Source organism: Clostridium sp., from assembly GCF_036643715.1.
In the GTDB taxonomy this organism is placed as follows: domain Bacteria; phylum Bacillota; class Clostridia; order Clostridiales; family Clostridiaceae; genus Clostridium.
The window spans coordinates 1-24,735 of the sequence record NZ_JAVXRL010000041.1; the positions used below are offsets into that span (position 1 = coordinate 1).

Genomic DNA, 24,735 nt, shown 5'->3' on the forward strand with positions numbered 1-24,735 from the left:
CACGGAAGAGCTTTCAAAGGATTATTAGACAGATACTTCGCTTAAGAAGAAATATTAAGACTCATAGCAATTGCTATGAGTCTTTTTTTATTTTGAACTTTTAAATAACGAATTATTTAATAAAAAATAGATTTTTTATATGTATATAAAATTATAAGAAAATAAGAGTAAATAAAAAAAAATTACTTTAATAAGTTTTTTTAATAATTACAAAATTAAATTGAAACCTTTACAAATTTTAATAATAACCCCCTTATATTAAATTTAGGTTAAATATAATAACAATAAGTTAACAAAAGGAGTAAAGCATTTAAATAAGAAAACCTAGAGATTATACTATTAAAGGAACGATTCGTATGAACGTTAGCTGTTATTAAGGAGTGAAATAAATGTTCAATTTAAATCCAAAAGAAGATAAATTTTTTGTATTATTTGTAGATGAAGCAAAGAACATTCATGAAGCAGGAAAGCTACTAAAGAAAGGATTTGTTGAATTACAAAATAAAGAGGCTTGTTATAAAGAAATAGGCCACTTAGAACATAAAGGCGACAAGATGGTTCATGACAGTATAATTGAATTAGATGATGCTTTTATAACACCTCTAGATAGAGAGGATATATATAAACTTATAAAAAAAATGGACAACATATTAGATTTAATTGATTCTGCAGGAAGCAGATTAGTTATGTATGATCTAGTAGAAGTAAAAGCAGAAGCTATTACTATGTGCGATATGATAGTAGAAGCAACAGAAGAAATTGTTTTACTTATGGAAGAACTTAAGAAAATAGGCAAGAAAAATAATAGAATAATAGAAAAAGTAAAGAAAATAAATTCTATAGAACATAATGGAGATTTACTATATAGAGAAAGTATTACAGACTTATTTAAAAGTGGGGATGATGTGTTAAACATAATTAAGTGGAAAGATGTTTTAAGATTATTAGAAAACACACTTGATGCTTGTGAACAAATTGCAACGATTGTTGAAGGAGTTGTAATGAAGAATGCATAGTGCAACACTTTTAATTACTATATTGATAGTAGTTTTATCATTAGCTTTTGATTTCATTAATGGATTTCATGATACTGCAACAGCAGTTGCGACAACAATAACTACAAGAGCATTAAAGCCTAAGACTGCAATATTACTTTGTGCAGTATTTAATTTTATTGGTGCTTTCATGGGGACTGCAGTAGCTAAAACTGTTGGGGATGATATAGTAAGTCATGAATTTATTCCTCAATGGGCAATCGTTGGAGTACTTATATCATGTATAATATGGAACCTTCTAACGTGGTATTTTGGAATTCCAAGTAGTTCATCACATGCATTAATAGGAGCTCTTATTGGGGGCGGTATAGCTTATAATCATAATATACATGTTGTTCAATGGGCAAATGTATTTGATAATGTAGTAGTTTGGCTAATTCTTGGACCTTTAATAGGTTTTATACTAGGATATATAATAATGGTTGCTCTTAATTGGATATTAAGACCATTTAAACCAAGACTAGTTAATAAGATATTCCAAAAATTACAAATAGTAGCTTCAGCATTTATGGCACTTAACCACGGTGGTAATGATGCTCAAAAATCAATGGGTATAATTACAATGGCACTTTTAAGTGGTGGACTTATAACTGAATTTGAAGTTCCAACATGGGTAATAGCATGTTGTGCTATTGCAATGGCACTTGGTACTTCAATTGGAGGAAAGAAAATAATTAAAACTATGGGTAGTGGAATGGCAAAGCTAACTCCAGTTAGTGGTTTTGCAGCTCAAATGGGTGCTGCAACATCAATACTTGGTGCTACATTATTTGATGCGCCAGTAAGTACAACTCAAGTTATTACAACTACAATAATGGGAGTTGGAGCATCAAAAAATCTTAAATCAGTAAAATGGGGTGTTGCCAAAAATATTATTTGGGCTTGGGTTTTAACAATACCTTTAAGTGCAATAATATCTGGTGCAATAGTAGAAATAATGAAAATCGTAATGTAATAAATATATATAACTAATAATAGAGATGCAGTAATTTGTATCTCTTTATTTATAGGAAAATTTAAGAAATACTAAATATTACTAACAAAAGGTAGATTTTTTAATGAAAAAATTATAAAATAAAGACTGTTACTAAAAAATTATTATGTAATATAGAAGAGGAGAGATTTAATGTATATTATAAACTTTATAAGAGGTTTCTGTATGGCATTAGCTGATAGTGTTCCTGGAGTTTCTGGAGGTACTATAGCATTTATATTAGGTTTTTATGATAAATTTATAAATTCACTAAATAATATAATAGCAGGAAGCAAAGAAGAAAGAATTGAAGCAGTTAAATTCTTAGTTAAACTTGGAATTGGATGGGTTACTGGATTTGTACTTTCAGTATTATTTATAACTTCAATATTTGAAAGTCATATTTATGAAATAAGTTCATTATTCATTGGGTTTATTATTGTTGCAATTCCTATGATATTTAAGGAAGAAAGAGATAGTATAATAGGAAAATATAAAAATATAGTATTTTTAATTATTGGAATACTAATAGTTGCAGGTATAACATACTTTAATCCGGCAACTGCTGGTGGAGAAGGTGTTATAGTTTCAATGGATCATTTAACTATAGGACTTATAGTCTATGTATTCATATCAGCTATGATTGCAATATCAGCTATGGTATTACCAGGAATATCAGGTTCAACAATACTTTTAATATTTGGACTTTATTTACCAATACTTGGTGCTATAAAGCAAGTATTAAAATTTGATTTTAATTATTTACCAATAGTAATAATATTTGGTCTTGGAGTATTAACTGGAATAGCAGTTACTATTAGAGGAGTAAAATATGCTCTTGCAAATTATAGATCTCAAACAATATATTGTATATTAGGACTTATGATAGGTTCATTATATGCAGTTGTTATGGGACCAACATCTTTAGAACATCCAAAGCCAGCAATGGACTTTAGTTCATTTAGTGTTATTTACTTTGTAATTGGTGGTTTTATAATAATTGGACTTGAAAGACTTAAAGTTCAACTTGAGAAGAAAAATGTAAATTAATTTAATAGTAAATAATAATATCGGATATAATATAAAACTTGTATCCGATATTTTATTATAAAATATTGAATGGAGATGTACAAATGAAGAGTAAAAAAATTCAATCAATTATTATTGTAGGTGTAGTTAGTGCAACACTAATGATACCAGGAAAGATGGCATTTGCTAATGATTCAAAAGGAAATGATATGGTTAAGGGGAATGGAATTACTACTACAGAAATAAATAACAAGGAGGTAAATAACAGTATATATTCAAAGGAAATAATAAAAAGAGTAACTGAAAAAAGCTTAGATGAATTCCAAAATAAAGATAAAGAGCACAAAGAATTTATTAATTGGCTTCTAAATAATAACAATGCTATGGAACAGTATCTTCAAGGGGGATTACCTTCAAAAAATAGAGAAAGAGATATGGATGCATATCATTATGGAAATGATAGAAATGTAATTCAAGAAAAGGAGTTAGCTGCATTAGATATATGGTCTAAAATATGGAATGAGGATCCTTCATCTAAAAGTGGAATTAATTTAAAGATAGCAATTGCAACATCATTAGAATTTGCAAGTACAGTTAATACTTGGTTGACAGACAAGCCTATAGATCCTATTGAAAGATATTTTAATTTTAAAAATGCAAACGAATCCAATGAATTATTTCCTTGTTTCAAAACGTTAACTGTTAAAGATTTAAGGAATGTAGTAAATGTTAAATTGACAAATGATGATATAGTGTGGCTTAGACAATATACTAAAGACTTATGTGAAGATAAAGAAAGTTCAAAATTTAAGTGGCAAAAAGAACATATACATGGTAAAGACTTATTAAGCCAAGACAAGATAGCTCAAAGTGATTATACAATACAGTATACAAGAACTAATCCAGAAGGAAAGAGTGTATTTAGACCAGGATTTTATGGTGATAATCCAACAATAGAAAAAGTAGTCGAATATGGAGGAGTATGTGGTGCATTATCAAAATATGGAACAGCATCCTGTCAAGTATTTGGTGTTCCAGCATATCCAGTAGGACAACCAGGACATTGTGCATTTCTTTATTTAACTTCAAAGAATGAATGGCAAATAGGAAATAATATATCAGGGTGGACTGGAACAAATGGATTTGATAGCACAATACCATATATGTTATTAAATGAAACTTTAAGTTTAAAGGAAGAATCATACTCAAAATCAGAAAAACTTAGAATGGAAGCTAGTAATGAAGGCTCAAATGAGAAGGCACTTGATATACTTGATAAAGCTATAAAGGCTGAACCACTAAATTATAATGTTTGGGAAGATAAAATTAATATAACACTAAAGGATCCAAAAACATCAACAGAAGATTATAGAACCTTAAATGATAGTATAATAAATACTTTTAGTAGTTACCCACAGATTATGGAAAATCTTCTAGTCAAAATTAGAGATAAAGTAATTAATAATGATAGGGTAGAACTTCAAAATTATATATCACAGTATGAAAGATCATTAAATAGCGTTACTGAACCTAGAGAAAAATTATATGCAAATAAGTTATTAAATGATATGTATAAAAAGGGAATGTATTTAGTTGCATTTAGCTTTGATGGAACTGATGGGGGGAAGTTAAATGGAATTAAAAAAGATGTTGATGAGTATAGTTTAGATGGTGGTAAAACATATAAAGTAGCTAGTTCTGATTCATTAAAATTAAGTAAAGATGAAATAGAATCAATTAATTCAACTAATGGTATATTAGTCAGAGTTAAAGGTAATAAAGGGTATAATCTTATTGATATAAAAAAAGGTTCTAATATAAGTATATCTAATAATGATGATGAGAACTTAATTTTTGGCTTGAATAATAAAATGGAGTTTTCAATTAATAATGGAGCAACTTGGATAAAATATGATGGCAGTAATTTACCAGATTTAAGTCATAATGTAACTTTATTAGTACGCACAGCAGCCACTAATAATATTGCATCTGGAAATGTATCTAAAGTGATATTTACAGATAAGGAAGCACCAAAAGGATTAATACCTCACTCAAATATAATAATAGATAGTTTTTCAAGCGAGCAAGATAATGGTAGTCAGGCTGCAAATAAAGCTATAGATGGTAATATAAATACTTTCTGGCATACAAAATGGGATAGAAGTGATAAAAAACCTTATATAACTTTAAAATTAAATAAGGAATATGAAGTATCAAAAATAAGTTATACACCAAGGCAAGCAGGCTATAATGGATATATAACTAAATACAACATATATACTAGTACAGATGGTGTAAATTTCGCTAAGGCTACGAGTGGTGTATGGCAATCTAATAATAAAGTTAAAACAGCAGAATTTAATAGCATAAAGGCAAAATATATAAAGATTGAAGTAATAGAAGGTGTTGGTGGATATGCATCAGCAGCAGACATAAGTGTATATTCAATTTAATTGCTAGTAGGAAGAACTATATACGAATTTGTATATAGTTCTTTTTATATAAAAATATTGGTTTAATTGTAAGGAAATACATATATATTACGAATACTATATTAAAGGTAACATTTATAAAGAGGGGGAAGAGTATGTATAAGTTAGCATTAAAACTAATGAACAAAGACGGAAAGGGTAATTTGTTTTATATAATAACAATTGCTATTACAACTGCATTTATATTTAATATGATAAATATATTATTTATTGATGGAAGTGGAATTTTAGATATTAATGAAAGGGTAATATTTACAACACCTATATATGCAGTTATTTTTTTAATATTTTTTCTAATAATTTATTCAAATAGTTATTTGAGTAAATTAAAATCAAAGGAAATAGCAATAGAAATGATAAGTGGAGTAAGTATATTTAAGCTTGGAAGTGCACTTGCATTTCAAACATTACTACTTACAGTTATAGGCTATTTTATAGGGGTAGTAATAGGACTTTTTATCGTTCCTTTATTTTGCTTTTTAGCAAAGGCTAGTGGAATATACTTAATATCAAAAGAAGCATTCGTATTTAGTGCTTTTATTTGTATACTTCAAGTAGCTTGTATAGGGATAATAAACATAGGCTACGGATACAGAACATCAATTTCAGACCTTATGAGAGATAGAGATGGAATTGGTTATATTAAAGATAATAAGAAAAGGAAAGAATTATCAATATTAGATTTTAGGTTCTTTATATATACTGTATTACCAGTTGGGTTCATTTTTATATCATTAGATAGACAAAAAGAGATTGCAGGATTAATGGCAATAGTTATTTTAATATCTATATATGGAGCAATAAGCATAGTAAAAATATTTATGCCAAAGTATATAGATAAAATTAAGAGAAAACATTTAAATAATAAAATAAAATTAATTTCTCTTAATAACGTAAAAATAAAAATAGTTAAAAATAAAGTAATAACCTATCTAATATTTTCAATGTCTATAGGTTTAATATTTTCAATGCAATTTTTAAGTGGTTTAGATAAGTTTACCCTATATAGTAGGATCACATTTATGGTGACTATGATATTAATTGCTTTTATGATTATTTACAGAAGCTTTTTTGAAGGGATAGAGGAAAGTAAAGTTTTTAAAGGACTATTACTTATTGGATTTAGAAAAGATGATATTAAAAATATCATTAAAATTGAGCTTAAATATTTTTATGGAATCATAATCGGTATTCCACTTATAGTTATAATTATATTTTTAGTTATTCTTATGATGAAAGGGATTATAGATTATATATTTTTAATAAGTTATATATTAATTTATTTTGTAATAATGGGAATAACTACAGCAATTAGCTATATTGGGAACTTAAAAATAATGAAAAGTGAATTTGATATGGAGGGAGAATTATGAAATATATTATAGAAGCTAATAATGTAACAAAAAAGTATTATAGAAAGTTTAAAGGAATGAAAATACCTGCTTTAGAAAAAGGGGCAGAGGAGTATGTAGCAACAGCGCTAAATAATGTGAGTTTAAATATAAGTGAAGGCGAATTTGTTGTGCTAATGGGGCCTTCAGGAGCTGGTAAATCAACTTTTTTAAATATGATTTCAACAATTGATGTACAATCATCTGGAACTGTTAAAATACATGGAGAGAATATTAAAAAAATGAGTGAGGATGATATAAGTAAATTTAGATATGAAAATTTAGGTTTCATATTTCAAAATTTTAATGTTTTGAGTAATCTTACAGTAAAAGAAAATATAGTTTTACCGCTTACATTAGCAAATATTTCAATAGAAGAAGTAAATGATAGGGCAAATATGATTAGTAAAAAGCTAAATATTGAGGATATTTTAGATAAATATCCGGACGAATGTTCAGGGGGGCAAGTTCAAAGAGTATCAGCTGCAAGAGCTCTAATAAACAATCCAGATATTATAATAGCTGATGAACCAACAGGAAATTTAGATACGGTTAATTCTCATGAATTGTTATCTTTTTTAAAGGAACTGAATGAAAAGGAAGGAAAAACTATAGTTATGGTTACTCACGATCCGATGATTGCAAGCTATGGTAAAAGAATTATTTATATTAGAGATGGTGTTATAGAAAAAGAACTATTGAAAAAATCAAAAAATCAAAATGAATTTTATTACGATATTATTGATTATGTTTCAAAGGAATCAAGAAATCTTTTTGAAAAAATCATTAAATAAAAAGAGTACTAGCTATATAATATATAGCTAGTACTTATTTTTTAAAAGAAGATACAAGTTTGTTTCGACCACTTTCTTTTGCTAAGTATAAATTGTGGTCTGATGCTTTAACTAAATCCTCTACGGCAATATTTTTGTCAAAAATAGTATAAGAACCTAAACTACATGTTAAGGTTATAGAAAGACCATTATATTTAAAATCATAATCTTCAATTGATTTAACTATACTTTCACCTAACGTATTTATTTTATCTAAACTAATATTTCTAAAAAGTATAAGAAATTCATCTCCACCAAACCGACCAAGTAAAGCATTGGTACCTTTTAAGTTTGAATTTAATATACTTACAAAGTCTTTAAGTACTTTATCACCTATAACATGGCCATATGTATCGTTAATATTTTTGAAAAAATCAATATCAATCATCATAAAGGTAAGTGGGTAAATGGATTCAAGATTCGAGTTTAAATCTTTTTCTAACTGATCATATATAAACTTTTTATTATATATTTTAGTTAACTCATCTGTTGATAAAATATTATCAATATTACTAAGTAAGTTATGTATAGAATTATTATAAGAATCATCTTTATAATAACTATTTTTAGAAATGTTTTTTATTAATTCAACAATGAAAGTTTTATCTTCAATTTTGAATGGTGTTGATATAACTAAATATATTTCATCATTTTTAAGCTCAATTTTGAAAAATGTATCATCTTCAATATATGACTTTATTGATGTGCAATCTTTACACATTTCATTACGTTCCCAAAATTTATAACATGAAAAATTGCTTTCTATTATTTCACTATTATTTGAGGATGTATTTATAATTGTATTTTTTATTGGGTCTATAATCCTAATGTAATCATATAGATTTTTAAACGGGGATAGTCGTATTTTTATATCATCAAGTAAATTCATAGTTTCCCTCTTATTCATAAAATTAAAAAAATGTTTTTATTTTAACTATAGTATAAAATAGTTAATAGGTAAACCTTATTATGGAAAGTTAATATTTTGTTTACCTGCATTGCGAATTTATAACTATAACATAGACAATGTTTTTTTTCCCTACTATAATGTAGTTATACAATGAGATGATAAAGGAGAATGACATGATTATAGAATTAAAAGATAAGAAAATGGAAGAATCATTAAAGCATTTAAGAAAAGCGATTGAAATCGTAGGGGGATGTGATTATTTAGAAAAAATAGATAATGATTCAGATTTAATAGAAGAAATATTAAGATATGTATTTTATAAAGGGGAAGCTACTATATGCATAGATGCAAGAAATTATACAGTAATGGAACTTTGTACTTTGAAAACAGAATTTGAAAAGTATTTCTTAAAAAATAAGTTGAAAGTAATTAATAGAATTGTTTCAAAGATAAAAGAATACAATACTCAATTAGAAAGTAAAATAAGAAAGTTTAAAAAGAGCAATTCAATTGATGAATTTAAAGTAATAGTGCAGGAAATTGAAGATAGATATAAATGGGAATTTGATAATTTCTTATTAAATTATATAGATAATATGGATGAAGATAAAAATTATTATGGTGAATATTTAAAAGAAAAAAGAAAGCAAATGATAGACAGTATATTAATGAAATTAGGTATATAAATTTTAGAATAAATATATTATAATATGAAAGAAAGTTCAAACTTAAAGAGAAATATCTTTTTTTGTTTGTTCTTCAACAAAAGTATTATACGAGTAATCTAACAGAAAAGAGTAATCTAAACTGGAAGAAAGTTAATTTGATAATGTACAATTGGGGATATTTAGGTTTAGAATTTAGAGTTTGTAATTTTAAATACGCAATTTAATATATCTTTCTTTAGCATACGTATTAGGCTGATTTTCTTTAATGTTATAAGAAAGTCAGTCTTTTTTATTATGAATTTTGGAGGTTTTTATGAAAAAAATAGCAGTAATTAGCGCTATACTTGAGTACCCAAAGGAGTGCCAAGAAGAATTTAATAATGTTGTATCTAACTTTAGGGGAAGTGTAAGGGGAAGAATGGGCATACCTTTTGAAGAAGGTATTTCAGTAATTTCTTTAACAGTTATAGGAGAGCTTAATGAAATAAATAGCTTAACTGGAAAGCTTGGTAATATTAAAGGTGTTACAGTTAAAACAGCAATAGCAAAGAAAGAAATTTAAGTAAGAAAGGGTAGAATATGAATACAAAAAATATTATAGATAAGTTATATAAAGAACATAATGCAAGTAAGGAAGAACTTCTATACATTTTAGACAACATTACAGATGAAGAAAGTGAGTATTTAACAGAAAAAGCTAATGATATAAGAATGAAAAATTATGGTAATAAAGTTTATATGAGAGGTCTTATTGAATTTACAAATTATTGTAAGAAAGATTGTGCATATTGTGGAATTAGAAGAAGTAATAAAAATGCCGATAGATATAGATTAACATTTGATCAAATTATTGATTGTGTTGAATTAGGAGATAAATTAGGTTATAAAACTTATGTCCTTCAAGGTGGTGAGGATGCATACTTTACAGATGAAAGAATGATAGAAATTATAAAGGAAATAAAGAGAAGATTTCCACATAATGCAATTACACTTTCATTAGGAGAGAGAAGTTATGAATCTTACAAAAGGTTATTTGAAGCTGGTGCAGATAGGTACCTTTTAAGACATGAGACTGCAAGTAAAGCGTTATATCAAAAACTTCATCCAGGAGCATCATATGATGAAAGAATGGAAGCATTAAGAAATTTAAAGGCAATAGGATATCAAGTAGGTGCTGGATTTATGGTTGGACTTCCGGGACAGACAAATGAAGATTTAGTTAAAGATTTAATGTTTGTAAAAGAGTTTAAACCTGAAATGTGTGGAATTGGACCGTTTATTCCGCAAGGAGATACACCTCTTGGTGGAGAAAAAGCAGGAACACTTGATAAAACAGTTTTGTTATTATCTTTAATAAGATTGTTACTACCAGATGTATTATTGCCAGCAACAACATCACTTGGTAGTATTGATCCCCTTGGACGTGAAAAGGGAATTAAATCTGGTGGAAATGTTGTTATGCCAAATCTTTCACCAACAGAAGTTAGGGATAAATATGCTTTGTATGATGGGAAAATATGTACAGGAGATGAGGCTGCAGAGTGCAGAATGTGCATTGAAGGAAGAATGAGAAGATTTGGATATGAAGTTGAGGTTTCTAGAGGAGATAATGTTAATTGGCTTAAAAATAAATAGTAAATATAATTTTTAGGAGGAAAAAATATGTTTATAGATCATAAATTAATTAATGAAATAATAGAGGAAACAAAGAGCCCTACAAAAGAAGAAGCAATAGAGGTATTAAATAAAGCTAAAAATAAAGAAAAGTTAAGCTATAAAGATATTGCAATTCTTTTATCTGTAGAAGATGAAGATACAGTAAAAGAGATGTACAAATTAGCAGGAGAAATAAAGAGAAGTATATATGGTAAAAGAATAGTTATGTTTGCACCACTTTATGTAAGTGACTATTGTGTTAACAATTGTGTTTATTGTGGATACCAAAGATGCAATAAATTTAGTAGAAGAAAACTTACTCAAGAAGAGGTTGCACAGGAAGTTCGTATATTAGAAAAGATGGGACATAAAAGACTTGCATTAGAACTTGGAGAAGATCCGGTTAATGCGCCAATTGATTATGTATTAGAATGTTTAAAAACAATATATAATACTCAAAATGAAAATGGTCAAATAAGAAGAGTTAATGTAAATATTGCAGCAACAACTGTAGATAATTATAAGAAACTTAAAGAAGCTGGAATAGGAACATATATATTATTCCAAGAAACATACAATAAGCCAGTATATGAAAAAATGCATCCTAAGTCATTAAAAGGGGACTATGAGTACCATTTAACTGCTTTTGATAGGGCGATGGAAGCTTCAATAGATGATGTTGGAGGCGGAGCATTATTTGGGCTTGCAGATCCTAAATTTGAAGTCCTTGGACTTATGATGCATAATGATCACTTAGAAAGAAAATTTGGAGTTGGATTTCATACAATATCAGTACCAAGACTTAGAAAAGCCAAAGGTGTTACTATGGAAAACTTCCCACACCTATTAACTGATGAAATGTTTAAGCGTATTGTTGCTGTACTTAGAATAGCTGTTCCGTTTACAGGACTTATACTTTCAACAAGAGAAACAGCCAAAATGAGAAAAGAAGTATTAAGATATGGAGTGTCTCAAGTATCAGCTGGATCAAGTACGGGAGTTGGTGGATACAAAGAAAGAGAAGAAAAGGGATACGATGATAAGCAATTTGAAACATCTGATGAACGAACACCACTTGAAATTATTAAGGAATTGTTAGATGATGGTTATATACCAAGCTATTGTACAGCATGTTATAGAACAGGAAGAACTGGTGATAGATTTATGTCTCTTGCAAAAAGTGGAGAGATACAAAATGTATGTGAGCCAAATGCTATAACAACTCTAGTAGAATATGCTTTAGATTATGGTGATGAAGAATTTAGAGAAAAGGCTCTTAAGACTGCAGATAAAGTAGCTAATGAAATAGAAAATGAAAAGACGAAAACAATCGTCTTAAATAATATTAAAAAGCTAAAAGAAGGAACAAGAGACCTTTTCCTATAAATGGGAGATGATTGTATGAATAACACACCAAATTCAAACAGGAAACATATAGCTATTTTTGGAAACACTAATAGTGGAAAATCTTCATTAATGAACAAGATATTAGGTCAAGAAATGTCATTAGTGTCAGAAGTAGAAGGAACTACAACAGATCCAGTTCAAAAAGCTATGGAACTTATACCGGTAGGACCAGTATTATTAATAGATACTGCAGGTCTTGAAGATAAGTCAGAACTTGGTGAGATTAGAACTAAAAGAACTATGGAAGTTTTAAAAAAGACTGATGTAGCTGTATTTGTTCTTGATGCATCTAGTCCAGATTTTGAATCTTTCAATAAGTGGAAAATCGAAGCTTTAAGATATAATATACCATTTGTTGTAGCAGCAAATAAAGCTGAAATTGCAAATAAAGAAATTGTAGAAACATTAAGAGATAAATATTCAGATGTTATATGTACATCTACAGTAACTGATATAGGAATCGAAGATTTAAAAGAAGCACTAGTAAAAATATTAGATAAAGAAGAGGATGAAAAATCATTAATAGGGGATTTAGTTCCTTATGATGGTAAAGTAGTACTTGTAGTCCCAATTGATTCTGAGGCACCAAAGGGAAGACTTATATTGCCACAAGTACAAGTTATAAGAGATTGTCTAGATAATGGTATAAAGAGTTATGTTGTAAGAGATACAGAACTTGAAGGTGCTTTAAAAGATCTTAAAGATGTTGATTTAGTTGTAACTGATTCACAAGCTTTTAAAAAGGTTAGTAAAATAGTTCCAGATAATATTAGACTTACAAGCTTTTCAATACTTTTTGCAAGACAAAAGGGAGATTTAAATGTATTTATTGATGGAGTTAATAAAATTAGAAGTCTAGTTCCAGGAGATAATATTTTAATATCAGAAAGTTGTACTCATAATGTATCTCATGAGGATATAGGGAGAGTTAAAATTCCAAAGCTTTTAGAGAAGTTTATTGGCGGAAAACTTAATTTTACCTATAGAGTAGGACATGATTTCCCAGAAGATATAGAAAAGTATGATTTAATAATTCACTGCGGAGCTTGTATGATAAATAGAAAAACTGTACTAAATAGAGTGAATATTTGTAATGAAAAGAATGTTCCTATTACTAATTATGGAGTTGTACTTGCATTTTTAACAGGAATACTTGAAAGATCAACAAATAATCTTATAAGAAAAGATTTGTAATATTTATTTTAGAGTTGTATAATGAAAATAAATTAAATAGCTAGGGGTGCTTTGATAAAAGCTGAGAGATAGTTTTATTTACTATTAACCCTTTAACCTGATATGGATAATGCCAGCGGAGGGAAGCAAAATTTTTAGTTATGTTTATATAGTAATTAATGGCTTTCTGTGTGTTTCACATGGAAAGCCATTTTTAATAAATATAAAGTAAGATTACTTTTCCGAAGTATAATATGTTTTGGAAAAGTAATCTTATTTTTTTTATAAAAATAAGAGGGAGTGTATTAAAGATGAAATTTACAGATTATTTATTTGAAGAAAGTAGAGAAATATTTGATGGTTACTTAGAACATCCATTTATTAAGGAACTTGGAGAAGGGATATTAGATAAGGATAAATTTAAAGAGTACCTTGTTCAAGATTATTTATATTTAAAAGAATATGCAAAGGTATTTTGTGTTGGAGTTATTAAAGCAGAAAGTATGGATGAGATGAAGTTTTTCTATAACTCAATAAAAGGAACTATGGAAGATGAGACAGCAGTACATATAAAATATTTAGAAGGGTTTAATATTAGTACTGAAAAAGCAGAAAATAGTAAAATTAACCTTATAAATACAAGTTATACAAGTTATATGTTAGGACAAGCGCTTACAGGAGATATATATGACATTATAGCAGCAGTACTACCATGTACATGGAGTTATAGTTATATTGGAAGAAAACTTTTAGACAAGTATAAAAATAAACTAGAAAATAATTTTTATAAAGATTGGATAGAAATGTATGCATGCGAAGAGTATGATAAATTTACTGAATTGTGGATAAATTATACAAATGAAAAGTGTAAAGACTTAAGCAAAGAGAAGAAAGAAAAACTTAAGGATATATTTATAAAATCAAGTATTTATGAAATGCAATTTTGGGATATGGCATACGAAAAGTGTGAGGAAAAATAGATGATAATAAATGGAGTAATAGTAGTAGTAACAATTGTAATATTTATTATATATGGCAGTAATTTAAAGAAAAATCCATTAGGAACTAAAAAGTTAGTAGCAATAGGGATGTATTCTGCTATAGCCTTTATGTTATATTTAATACATTTTATAACATATCCTCAAGGTGGAGGAATAACATTATTTTCAATGCTTCCAATAATGCTATTATCAATATTTTATGGACCAACTGCAGGGGTTACAGGAGGACTTATATTTGGATTACTTAAAGTTTTTAATAATCCATTTATAATTCATCCAGTTCAGTTTTTACTAGATTACATATTATCTAATATGGCTCTTGGATTAGTTGGGATTTTTGGAACAAATAGAAGATTAAATATTAATATTGGAGCAATATTTTCAGTAGCCTTAAGTGTAGCTATTTCAATATTATCAGGTGCTGTATTTTTTGGTCAGTATGCGCCAAGTGGAATGAACGTTTTTTTATATTCATTTATTTACAATGCAAGTAGTGGTGGGGTTGAAGGAATACTTACTATAATTGTTATGAATCTATTACCAATTAAAAAACTTAAAGACATGGCACTAAGAGGAAATTAGAATTCTATACTAATGCTTTTTATGTTATAGTAAATAAGTAAATAAAAAGCATTAGGAGAAAGATATGAAGAACGAATTCGAAAAATATAATTTAAGTAAGGAAATAATAAATTCATTAAATGATTTATCATATACAAAACCAACAGAGGTTCAAGAGTTAGTAATTAAAGAAGCACTTTTAAATAAAGATTTAATAGTTAAAGCTCAAACTGGTAGTGGAAAAACTGCAGCATTTGGTATACCATTATGCGAAAGAGCTGACTGGGAAGAAAATACGCCTCAAGTACTAATACTTGCACCAACTAGAGAGCTTGCTATGCAAATAAAAGATGACATAATTAATATCGGAAGATATAAAAGAATTAAAGCTGTGGCATTAGTTGGTAAGGAATCTTTTAAAGAACAAGAAAATAGTTTAAAAGGGAAGGTTCACTTTGTAGTTGGCACACCAGGAAGAATACTAGATCACTTAGACAAAGGTACTTTAAATGGAAAAGAGTTTAAATATTTAGTAATAGATGAAGCTGATGAAATGTTTAATATGGGATTTATAGGTCAAGTAGAAGGCATATGTAGAAGACTTACAAGAAATAGAACTACTATGTTATTCTCAGCAACAATGCCAGAGAAGATAACAGAACTTAGTGAAAAACATATGGATAGACCAGTTCAAATACAAATTAAAGAACAGAAGCTTATTACTGATAGAATAACTCACGGTTTAGTAAAAGTTGAAAACAAGGAAAAGCTTAAGTTTGCAAATGAAATACTTATAAGTGAAGTGCCAGAAACAGCAATATTATTCTGTAGAACTAAAGATAATGTTGAAACTGCATATGAATTTTTTAGAAATAAAGGATATTCAGTTGATAAGATTCATGGTGATATGCTTCAAAAAGATAGAACAAGAAAGATGGAGCAATTTAAAGATGGAACATTTAGAATGTTAGTTGCAACAGATATTGCTGCAAGAGGAATTGATGTGGATAATATAACACACGTAATTAATATAGATATTCCTGTTGAAAAGGAAGCTTATGTTCATAGAATTGGAAGAACAGGAAGAGCTGGAACTAAAGGTAAGTCAATTACTTTAATGAGTCCTTATGAAAATAAGTATTTAGAGAGAATAGAAGAATATATTGGGTTTAATATTGAAGACTATTCTATAGATCAAAGTGATTTCAACCTAGAAGATAGAGAAAATATTTTAAAAATGAAACCAGAAATAAAAAAGAAAAATAAAAAAGTAAATAAAAATATTATGAAAATATACTTAAATGGTGGAAAGAAAAAGAAAATAAGAGTTTTAGATATTGTTGGAACAATATCAACTATAAATGGATTAGAAAAAGATGATATAGGAATAATTGAAGTTAAAGAAATGGGTTCAACAGTTGAAATTTTAAATGGAAAAGGAAATATTGTACTTAAAGAACTTCAAACTAAGACTATTAAAGGCAAGAAGCTAAGAGCAGAGAAAGCAAAGAAATAAAATTCAAAAAGAGCAAAATGTTAAATTCACTTTATCGGTTTTTTGTAAAGTGAGAAATTTAATCTTTTGCTCTTTTTTTATGAAAGTATTGGAAATATTAAACAAAAGAATGTATAATATTGGAATGACATATTTTTTATAATGAAAATAATTATTTTATTTAATCATATTAAAGGTGGTAATTAAATACTATTAGAAGTAAGAGATAGAATATATGGTGTTACATATAGTAGATGTATGTTCAAAAATGAAGGGGGATAAATGATGAAATTTGAGTTAAAAGTACCAACTGAAGTTATATTTGGAGATAATGTAGTAGAAAATAATTATATGAAGTTTAATAATGAAGGTAATACAGCATTAATTGTTACAGGAGGTATATCTTCTAAAGTAAATGGTGCATTAAAGGATGTATTAGATGCACTTGATAAAGTAAATAAAGATTACTATATATTTGATAAAGTAGAAGAAAATCCATCTCTAGAAACAATTGAAGATGGAAGTAAACTTGGAAAACATGTAAATGCAGATTTTGTTGTAGGAGTAGGTGGAGGATCATCATTAGATGCTGCTAAAGCTATTGCTATAATGATTAAAAATAAAAATATTACAAAAGAAAGTATTTTTAGCGAGAAAGATCTTTCAGGCATTCCTGTATTTGCTATTCCTACAACATCAGGAACTGGAAGTGAAGTAACGCAATACTCAATTGTTACAGATAAGAAAGAACAAACAAAGAGGAATTTAGGACAGAGCATATTTCCTAAAATATCATTTTTAGATCCTAAGTATACAGAAAAGCTAAGTCTTCAGTTAACAAGAAATACAGCGATGGATGCATTTTCGCATATAGTAGAAGGATATTTAAATAGTAATTCAACAGAGTATACTGATAAATTATCAATAGAAGCTCTTCAAATTTGGAGTGAAGCTTTAGAGTCACTTTAAAAGGGAAATTCACTAAAAAGGATAGAGAAAACATGATGCTTGCATCTACGTTAGCTGGAGTTATAATTTCTAGTAATGGAACATCAATTCCGCATGGTATGGGATACTCTTTAACATATAATAAGGGAGTTCCTCATGGACTTGCAAATTGTTGTCTTTTCCCAGAATATTTAAAGAGTTTTAAAAATCATAAAAAGGTAAATAATATAATAAATATATTAGGATTTTCAGAACTTGATGATTTAAATAAAACTATAAAGAAATTATCAACTGTAAATATTAGTATTACAGAAGATGAGATTAAAGAATATACAGATAATATGTGGAATAATAAAGAAAAGCTTAAAAATCACTCAGAAGAAATAACATACGATGAGCTTTATAAAATATATTATAATAGTTTAATTGGTAATGATAAATAAAAATTATATATGATATAATGAAAAAAAGAAAATAGAAATGAGGAATAAATATGAAATATACTTTTAAGTACGAAGATAGAGAAATTGAATTAACAAAAGAAAATCTTATTGAAATAATAAATGATGAAGAAGCTCCAATTTCTGATATAGAAATTGATAAGATTTTAAATTTATTAAATGAAGGTAGCGAAGTAAAGTTTGAAAAAGCTTATTATAGTGCACCTTGTGAAGAGTGTAACAGTAACTTTAAAGAAAAGAAGAGTATAAGTGAGTATTTAGAATATTATTTTTATATATACACAAAGGATGATAAATACGTAATAAGTGATATATCAAAAGAATATGAAAACTTAACATTCAATAGATTAAAATTAGAAGGAAAAGTAGACAATAGTTATATAGTAACAGTTATTGTTTGTAATAATTGCTACGAGTACTTAGTTCAAATAGAAGAAATCGATATATAAATATAAAAGTGGAGCTGTTTTTTAGCAGCTCCTTTTTTGTACTATAATTTTAAAAATGCTATCAAAAGTAGACATAGCCCTGAAACCCAAGAAAGATTATTATTTGAAGATGGGACAATTTTTTTACCAATAAAAGATCCAAGCTTTATTGATATAATACCAAATAAAAAACATGTTATTATCATAAATAAAGAGTTTACATTAATGAAACTAGCACCAAATCCAACGGCTAAGCTATCTATAGAAAGTGCTAGTGCTAAATAGATGGATTCTTTTAAAGATATATTTTTTGATTTATCAAAGTCAGCTTTTTTTTCATCTAAATAAACTTCTAGTGCAAATTTGAAGTCGAATAATTTAAATGTAAGAGGCTTTGTAGTATTAGAAAATTTATTCATAAATCGTTTAAAGAACCCTTCGAATAGTTTATATATACCAAGTGTTAAGAATATTGAAAAACTTATTATTTTAGGTAAATAACTAGGGAGTACCCCTTCTAAATAATTTCCTAAGAAAAGTGAAGTTGCTAGTATTCCAGCTGAAATTATATTCATAATAATAATATATATATTAGGTATTTTAATTTTATCTGCGCCGTAAGCGATACTTGCTACAAAAGAATCTATAACTAAAGAGAAAACTAAAATGATAGCTTCCATAAACTCACCTCAGAAATACTTAATCTACTAATTATTTTATGACAAATTTCAACAAGCGTGAAAAGATTATTTTTTTGTAAGAAATGAGAAGTTATAGTAACATATAATATAGATAAGTAAAAGGAAAAATAGTGACATTGAAAGGGAAAATAAATGTTTAGTGTAGAGGGAGTACTTAATTTATTAAGTAATTATAGCGAATTTGCAGTAATTATTAGTTTAGCAATTAGCATATTAATTGCTATTTCTGGAGTTATTCCATCTGTTTTTGTGACAGGGGCGAATATACTGTTTTTTGGACCGATTACTGGTTTTTTTATATCTTTAATTGGTGAAGTTATAGGAGGATGGATAACCTTTAGATTGTATAGGAAAGGTTTTAAAAAAGGATTTAATAATCTTACTAAGAAGCATCCACTTTTAGAAAAAATAGCAAAAAGCAAAGGGAATGAGGGAGCTTTTTTAATTTTACAAGGTAGAATAATACCATTTATTCCTTCAGGTTTTGTAACTTTAGCAGCAGCACTTGGAGAAATTGATGATTTAAGATTTAATATTGCCACTTTAATTGGTAAGATACCATCAATTTTATTAGAAGTTTTAATAAGTTATGGAGTTATATCCCAAGGTCAAAAAGGAATAGAGATTTTACTAACTATTTTGGGTATTTACTTTATTTATAGGACTATTAGAAAAAGAAAAATATGATATAATTAAACAAAGAAAATGACTTAATGTAAGGGGAGAGCAGAAGTATGTATAAGTTAATAGCACTTGATATGGATGGAACTTTATTAAATTCTGATAAAAAAGTATCAGAAAGAAACAGAGAAGCAATAAAAAAAGCAACAGAACTTGGAGTATATGTGGTACTAGCCTCAGGAAGACCAATTGATGGATTAGTAAGCTTTTTAGATGAACTAGACTTAATAGGTGATGATGATTATGTTTTAAGCTATAATGGTTGTTTAGTTCAAAAGACTAAAAGTAGGGATGTTGTTTGTGATGTAACAATTAAAGGAAAAGACTTTAAAGATCTTCTTAATATAGCAAAAGATGCTGGAGTAAATATTCATGCATTTTCAAAGGATAGAGGGTTAATAACACCACATGCAAGCAAATATACTATATATGAAGCAAGCCAAAATGGAATAGAATATCATGAAATGGATTGTGATACTATAAGCGATGATGAAGAAATAATAAAGGTAATGATGATAGATGAACCTGAAATATTAGAAAAAGGAATGGAAAAGTTACCTAAAGAGGTTTATGAAAAATATAGTGTAGCAAGAAGTACACCATTTTTCTTAGAATTCTTTAACAAGGAAGCTAATAAGAGAGAAGGATTAAAACTTTTAGCGAAACATTTAGGTATAAATAAAGATGAGATAATTACTATGGGAGATGAAATGAATGATTTTCCTATGATTGAATATGCAGGACTTGGAGTTGCAATGGGAAATGCATGTGCAGGCATAAAAGAAATTGCAAACTACATAACTGATACAAATAACAACGATGGAGTTGCAAAAGTAATAGAAGAATTCATAATAAAAGAAAGAATATAAAAACTAGGAAAAGAGACTGTTGCGTTATTTTGCAACAGTCTCTTTTTAGTTAATGTTATTATTAAAGATAATGCAAGTTGGTTCTGGCACCATAATTTCATCAGAAGTATAATGTATTTTTCCGGTAGAAGTATCTAATTTATAAGATGATAGCTTATCATCTAAAAGGCTTGCAACTATTAACCACTCTCCGTCAGGGGTAAAGTTAAAGTCTCTTGGGTTAGAATTAGATAATAAAAATTGACTTTCAAGTTTTAAAGTTCCATCTTTTAGTATACTGTAGCAAGTTATACTATTTTTCTTTCTTTCTGAAACATAAATAAATTTATTTGATGGGTGAATATGAATTGCAGCACCTTCAAATTGTATTGGTGAATCATCATATAGTGATAATACATCTATTATATTAAAACCCCAATCATCATACTCTATTGTGAATATTTCAGCTGTAATCTCTGTTAAAACATAAATAATATTAAGCTTATTATGAAATTCTATATGCCTAGGTCCAGAATTATTTGTAAGAGTTATAGAGTAGAGTTTAGTAAAATCAGAGCTGTTATACATTGATATTTTATCAAGGGATAAATTACAAGTTGCTAAAAGTTTATTATTTGGACTTAAGGCTGAATAATGCATTTTTGACGAATCTTTAAGAGTTGTATTTAAAATTTTTACTAAATTAAAATCAAGGTTATCAATTAAACTATAAACATTAACTACGCCTTCATGATAATTTGATGTAAATAAGTAATTATTCGAATTAGAAATAAAGCAAGGTGGTTTCTTACTATCAGAAATGCAATGCAATTTTTCTAAATTTAAACTATTTATATTAAAAGAACATACGCCACCTTTTAAGTTAGTACCTTGTGTGGAAAATAAAGTTTTATTATCATCGCTTAAAGAGAGATAAGTTGGATTTTCAATATTATAAGCTAAAGAAACTTCTAAAAATTTTCCATATTCACTATCGAATAGAACTCTATAAATTCCATCACTTTTTTTCTTTGTATATGTTCCTATAAAACCTAAAATTATGTTCCCCATTTTAATCCTCCTAAAAAATATTATAAAGATATTATACCATAATATAAAATTAATTACATTTAAAGGAAAATATGATTTAATAAAATAGGGGGTGAATTTATGCCAATTAGAATACCTTGTGAATTACCAGCATTTAAAGTTCTTATGAATGAGAATATTTTTGTTATGAATAATTGTAGAGCAAATACTCAAGATATTAGACCACTTAAAATATGTATATTAAACTTGATGCCTATGAAAATAGAGGCAGAAAATCAACTTCTTAGGTATTTGTCTAATACTCCAATTCAGGTTGAGATTACTCTTCTTCAGACAAGAAGTTATAAGTCTAGAAATACATCTAAGGAACATTTAAATAAGTTTTATTCCTTTTTTGATGAAGTTAAGGAAGAAAAATTTGATGGTATGATTATAACCGGAGCACCTGTTGAAAAGTTAGAGTTTGAGGAGGTTGTATATTGGGATGAACTTAAAGAAATAATGAAATGGAGTAAGAAAAATATTCATTCAACCTTGCATATATGTTGGGGTGCACAGGCTGGACTGTACTATCACTATGGGGTAAGGAAAAAAGAACTTAAGAGGAAGATGTTTGGAATATTTAAGCATTTTGTAACAGATGAGAGAGATGAACTTGTAAGAGGATTAGATGATATTTTTTATGCACCGCATTCTAGACATAGTGAGGTTGTTAAAGAGGATATTATTAAGAGAAAAGAACTTAAAATATTATCAGAATCTGCAGAGGCAGGAGTATTTATTGTAGCTTCTAATGATCTAAGACAAGTCTTTATCACAGGGCATCTAGAGTACGAAAGAGATACCCTAAAAAAAGAGTATTTTAGAGATATAGAAAAAGGGTTAAGTATAGATATACCTAAAAATTACTTTAAAAATAATGATATATATTTAGAACCTATTGTAAGGTGGCGTGGAAGTGCAAATATAGTTTTTGGGAATTGGCTGAATTATTGTGTTTATCAAAATACACCATATGATATAAATTCAATAAAATAATTATTTAATACTGCAATATGGAAAATATTGCAGTATTTTTATGCAAAAATATAACAATAAGTTGAATAATATTTTAAATATGCGAAAAAATATGACAAAATGATTGAAAATATGACAAATAAGTGTGTATAATCAATTAGTGATAAATTTGAAGCAATGGAGTGAATAGAGAGTGGAAGAAAACAGAGAGAAATTTTCATCAGGGCTATCAGTATTTTTTGCTACATTAAGTTCAGCAGTAGGTATAGGAAACATTTGGATGTTCCCATATGTTGTTGGAGAAAATGGTGGAGCAACATTTATTATTATGTATTTAATCTGTATTCTTATAATTGCAATTCCTATTTTAATTAGTGAATTTGCATTAGGAAGATATACAAGAAAAAATATATATGGCGCTGTAGAAAGCATTACAGATAAAAAATTCTTTAGAATAATAGGAATAATAGGGATAACCTCATCTTTTTCTATGTTATTTTTCTATACAGTAGTAACAGGCTGGGTATATTCTTATGTATTTAAAGCACTTGGAGGAGCATTTAACGGTGCTAGCGCTAGTCAATTAGAAGTTATGTTTAACAATGCAAGTTCAGGTGTTGTAGGACCAATTGTTTGGCAAATAGTAGCTTTAATAGTTGCAGGGTCAATACTTGCAATGGGCGTTAAAAGTGGAATCGAAAAGATGACTAAAACTTTAATGCCAGTTCTTATAATATTATTAGCATTATGCGCTTTAAGAAGTGTAACATTACCACATTCAATAGGTGGAATAAACTTTTTATTCAAGCCAGACTTTAGTAAAATAACGTTTAATGTATTTATTTCAGCATTAGGGTTAGCGTTTTTTAAACTATCAGTTGGTACTGGATCAATGATTACATATAGTAGTTATTTTACAGATGATAATAATTTAATAAAAACTGGTACATCAGTAGCACTTGCAGATACTTTCGTATCATTACTTGCAGGGTTAGCTATCTTCCCGGCGGTATTTTCATTTGGGCAAGCTCCTGGAAGTGGTCCAGGATTACTTTTTGATACAGTTCCTTTAATATTTTCAAAGATGCCAGGGGGAATGGTACTAGGAGTAGTATTTTTCTTATTAACTGCAATGGCAGCAACTATGGCAACTATCTCAATTTTAGAAGTATTAACAGCAACGCTATCTGAACAATTCAATATAAAGAGAAAAAAAGCGATTATAATAAATATAATTATTATTGCTGTATTTGGTTCATTAGCTGCATTATCAGCAAATGTTAATTCACCTCTAGCAGGAGTAACAATATTTGGATTAACATTTTTTGATTTCTTTAATGCACTTATATCAAAGGTTTTATTACCTATAAATGGATTCTTAGTTACGGTACTTATGGGTCATGTAGTAAGTAAGAAAATATATTTATCTCAATTAACTAATGATGGAACATTAAAGAATAAATATATAGTAAAGTGTATAACTTTCCTAGTAAAATATATTACACCAGCACTTGTATTAATTGTATTTATTAAAACATTTATATAATATGTAAAATTGGCTATATCAAAATTATTTTGATATAGCCAATTTTTTTATTAAACTTACTGCTATTTTAGATGAATTAAGTGCTAAAGATACACCTGCACCTGGATGTACTGATGCACCTACAAAATATAAATTAGTAATATTTTTAATAGTGCATTGGGGTCTAAAATATAATAAATTTTTAATTGATGGTTTTATTCCATAACATGCACCACCATAACTATTAAAGTATTTATAAAAATCATAAGGGGTTATGACTTCTTCATCTATTATTAAATTATCAAAGTTTTTAATGTTTAGATTTTTAGACAGAGTAGCTATAATTGAGTCCCTAACTTTTTTTATAGTTGTATCATCCCAAACAATATTTTTATAAAGAAGATTTGGTACTCTTAAATTAATAGTTAAGTA

The 24,735-nt window shown here is 27.7% G+C and carries 25 protein-coding genes and 1 riboswitch; of the genes, 21 read left to right on the top strand and 4 right to left on the bottom strand.

Annotation, left to right across the window (positions count from 1 at the left end):
- The first annotated feature begins 389 nt into the window (after positions 1–389).
- From RSF37_RS11245 to RSF37_RS11270, 6 genes are all read left to right on the top strand, one after another.
- The gene (locus tag RSF37_RS11245) at positions 390–1,016 is read left to right on the top strand and encodes a DUF47 domain-containing protein (RefSeq protein ID WP_332564496.1); all 627 of its coding nucleotides are present in this window, start codon (positions 390–392) and stop codon (positions 1,014–1,016) included.
- Positions 1,009–2,010: an inorganic phosphate transporter gene (locus tag RSF37_RS11250; protein WP_332564497.1), complete on the top strand. Its 1,002-nt coding sequence runs from the start codon at positions 1,009–1,011 to the stop codon at positions 2,008–2,010. The genes RSF37_RS11245 and RSF37_RS11250 overlap by 8 nt, the downstream gene beginning before the upstream one ends.
- A gap of 171 nt (positions 2,011–2,181) precedes the next feature.
- Positions 2,182–3,078, top strand: coding sequence for a DUF368 domain-containing protein (locus RSF37_RS11255; RefSeq protein ID WP_332564498.1), 897 nt, complete (start codon positions 2,182–2,184; stop codon positions 3,076–3,078).
- A gap of 83 nt (positions 3,079–3,161) precedes the next feature.
- A complete protein-coding gene (locus RSF37_RS11260; protein ID WP_332564499.1) occupies positions 3,162–5,510 on the top strand; it encodes a discoidin domain-containing protein in 2,349 nt (782 codons plus the stop codon).
- 134 nt (positions 5,511–5,644) lie between these two features.
- Complete coding sequence (locus RSF37_RS11265) at positions 5,645–6,922, top strand: hypothetical protein (RefSeq protein ID WP_332564500.1); 1,278 nt, start codon at positions 5,645–5,647, stop codon at positions 6,920–6,922.
- On the top strand, positions 6,919–7,734 hold the full coding sequence (locus RSF37_RS11270; protein ID WP_332564501.1) for an ABC transporter ATP-binding protein: 816 nt from the start codon (positions 6,919–6,921) through the stop codon (positions 7,732–7,734). Before RSF37_RS11265 ends, RSF37_RS11270 begins: the two co-directional genes overlap by 4 nt.
- A gap of 34 nt (positions 7,735–7,768) precedes the next feature.
- On the opposite strand, the gene RSF37_RS11275 is transcribed toward RSF37_RS11270, so the two are convergent.
- Positions 7,769–8,662: a GGDEF domain-containing protein gene (locus tag RSF37_RS11275; protein WP_332564502.1), complete on the bottom strand. Its 894-nt coding sequence runs from the start codon at positions 8,660–8,662 to the stop codon at positions 7,769–7,771.
- Positions 8,663–8,856: 194 nt separating this feature from the next.
- Here RSF37_RS11275 and RSF37_RS11280 point away from each other — a divergent pair, with 194 nt between their 5' ends.
- From RSF37_RS11280 to RSF37_RS11330, 11 genes are all read left to right on the top strand, one after another.
- Complete coding sequence (locus RSF37_RS11280) at positions 8,857–9,369, top strand: hypothetical protein (RefSeq protein ID WP_332564503.1); 513 nt, start codon at positions 8,857–8,859, stop codon at positions 9,367–9,369.
- 295 nt (positions 9,370–9,664) lie between these two features.
- Positions 9,665–9,913, top strand: a complete 249-nt coding sequence (locus tag RSF37_RS11285) for a TM1266 family iron-only hydrogenase system putative regulator (RefSeq protein ID WP_332564504.1) — start codon at positions 9,665–9,667, stop codon at positions 9,911–9,913.
- A gap of 17 nt (positions 9,914–9,930) precedes the next feature.
- Positions 9,931–10,986 (top strand): [FeFe] hydrogenase H-cluster radical SAM maturase HydE, encoded by a 1,056-nt coding sequence (gene hydE, locus RSF37_RS11290; RefSeq protein WP_332564505.1) that lies wholly within the window; start codon positions 9,931–9,933, stop codon positions 10,984–10,986.
- A 27-nt stretch (positions 10,987–11,013) separates the two neighbouring features.
- Entirely contained in the window at positions 11,014–12,393 is a 1,380-nt protein-coding gene (gene hydG / locus RSF37_RS11295) for a [FeFe] hydrogenase H-cluster radical SAM maturase HydG (RefSeq protein WP_332564506.1), read from the top strand.
- Between the two features lie 15 nt (positions 12,394–12,408).
- On the top strand, positions 12,409–13,608 hold the full coding sequence (hydF, locus tag RSF37_RS11300; RefSeq protein ID WP_332564507.1) for a [FeFe] hydrogenase H-cluster maturation GTPase HydF: 1,200 nt from the start codon (positions 12,409–12,411) through the stop codon (positions 13,606–13,608).
- A 32-nt stretch (positions 13,609–13,640) separates the two neighbouring features.
- Positions 13,641–13,749: riboswitch (TPP riboswitch) on the top strand.
- 149 nt (positions 13,750–13,898) lie between these two features.
- Positions 13,899–14,567 carry a thiaminase II gene (tenA, locus tag RSF37_RS11305; protein WP_332564508.1) on the top strand — a complete coding sequence of 223 codons (669 nt, stop codon included), beginning with the start codon at positions 13,899–13,901 and terminating at the stop codon, positions 14,565–14,567.
- Positions 14,568–15,170, top strand: a complete 603-nt coding sequence (gene thiT, locus RSF37_RS11310; RefSeq protein WP_442878508.1) for an energy-coupled thiamine transporter ThiT — start codon at positions 14,568–14,570, stop codon at positions 15,168–15,170.
- Positions 15,171–15,234: 64 nt separating this feature from the next.
- Positions 15,235–16,665 (top strand): DEAD/DEAH box helicase, encoded by a 1,431-nt coding sequence (locus RSF37_RS11315; RefSeq protein ID WP_332564509.1) that lies wholly within the window; start codon positions 15,235–15,237, stop codon positions 16,663–16,665.
- 261 nt (positions 16,666–16,926) lie between these two features.
- Positions 16,927–17,613 carry an iron-containing alcohol dehydrogenase gene (locus RSF37_RS11320; protein WP_332564510.1) on the top strand — a complete coding sequence of 229 codons (687 nt, stop codon included), beginning with the start codon at positions 16,927–16,929 and terminating at the stop codon, positions 17,611–17,613.
- Positions 17,614–17,645: 32 nt separating this feature from the next.
- On the top strand, positions 17,646–18,035 hold the full coding sequence (locus tag RSF37_RS11325; RefSeq protein WP_332564511.1) for an iron-containing alcohol dehydrogenase: 390 nt from the start codon (positions 17,646–17,648) through the stop codon (positions 18,033–18,035).
- Positions 18,036–18,085: 50 nt separating this feature from the next.
- A complete protein-coding gene (locus RSF37_RS11330; protein WP_332564512.1) occupies positions 18,086–18,502 on the top strand; it encodes a DUF3785 family protein in 417 nt (138 codons plus the stop codon).
- Positions 18,503–18,543: 41 nt separating this feature from the next.
- On the opposite strand, the gene ytaF is transcribed toward RSF37_RS11330, so the two are convergent.
- Positions 18,544–19,161, bottom strand: coding sequence for a sporulation membrane protein YtaF (gene ytaF, locus RSF37_RS11335; protein ID WP_332564513.1), 618 nt, complete (start codon positions 19,159–19,161; stop codon positions 18,544–18,546).
- A gap of 153 nt (positions 19,162–19,314) precedes the next feature.
- On the opposite strand from ytaF, the gene RSF37_RS11340 reads away from it, so the two are divergent.
- Both RSF37_RS11340 and yidA read left to right on the top strand, forming a co-directional pair.
- On the top strand, positions 19,315–19,869 hold the full coding sequence (locus RSF37_RS11340) for a TVP38/TMEM64 family protein (protein WP_332564514.1): 555 nt from the start codon (positions 19,315–19,317) through the stop codon (positions 19,867–19,869).
- A gap of 47 nt (positions 19,870–19,916) precedes the next feature.
- Positions 19,917–20,732, top strand: coding sequence for a sugar-phosphatase (yidA, locus tag RSF37_RS11345; RefSeq protein WP_332564515.1), 816 nt, complete (start codon positions 19,917–19,919; stop codon positions 20,730–20,732).
- Positions 20,733–20,777: 45 nt separating this feature from the next.
- Here yidA and RSF37_RS11350 read toward each other — a convergent pair whose 3' ends face one another.
- Complete coding sequence (locus tag RSF37_RS11350) at positions 20,778–21,782, bottom strand: lactonase family protein (protein ID WP_332564516.1); 1,005 nt, start codon at positions 21,780–21,782, stop codon at positions 20,778–20,780.
- Between the two features lie 99 nt (positions 21,783–21,881).
- Here RSF37_RS11350 and metA point away from each other — a divergent pair, with 99 nt between their 5' ends.
- Complete coding sequence (gene metA / locus RSF37_RS11355) at positions 21,882–22,799, top strand: homoserine O-acetyltransferase MetA (protein ID WP_332564517.1); 918 nt, start codon at positions 21,882–21,884, stop codon at positions 22,797–22,799.
- 172 nt (positions 22,800–22,971) lie between these two features.
- Positions 22,972–24,324 carry a sodium-dependent transporter gene (locus RSF37_RS11360; protein WP_332564518.1) on the top strand — a complete coding sequence of 451 codons (1,353 nt, stop codon included), beginning with the start codon at positions 22,972–22,974 and terminating at the stop codon, positions 24,322–24,324.
- Positions 24,325–24,348: 24 nt separating this feature from the next.
- On the opposite strand, the gene RSF37_RS11365 is transcribed toward RSF37_RS11360, so the two are convergent.
- The coding region (locus RSF37_RS11365; protein WP_442878721.1) for a phytoene desaturase family protein at positions 24,349–24,735 on the bottom strand (387 nt) is incomplete at its 5' end.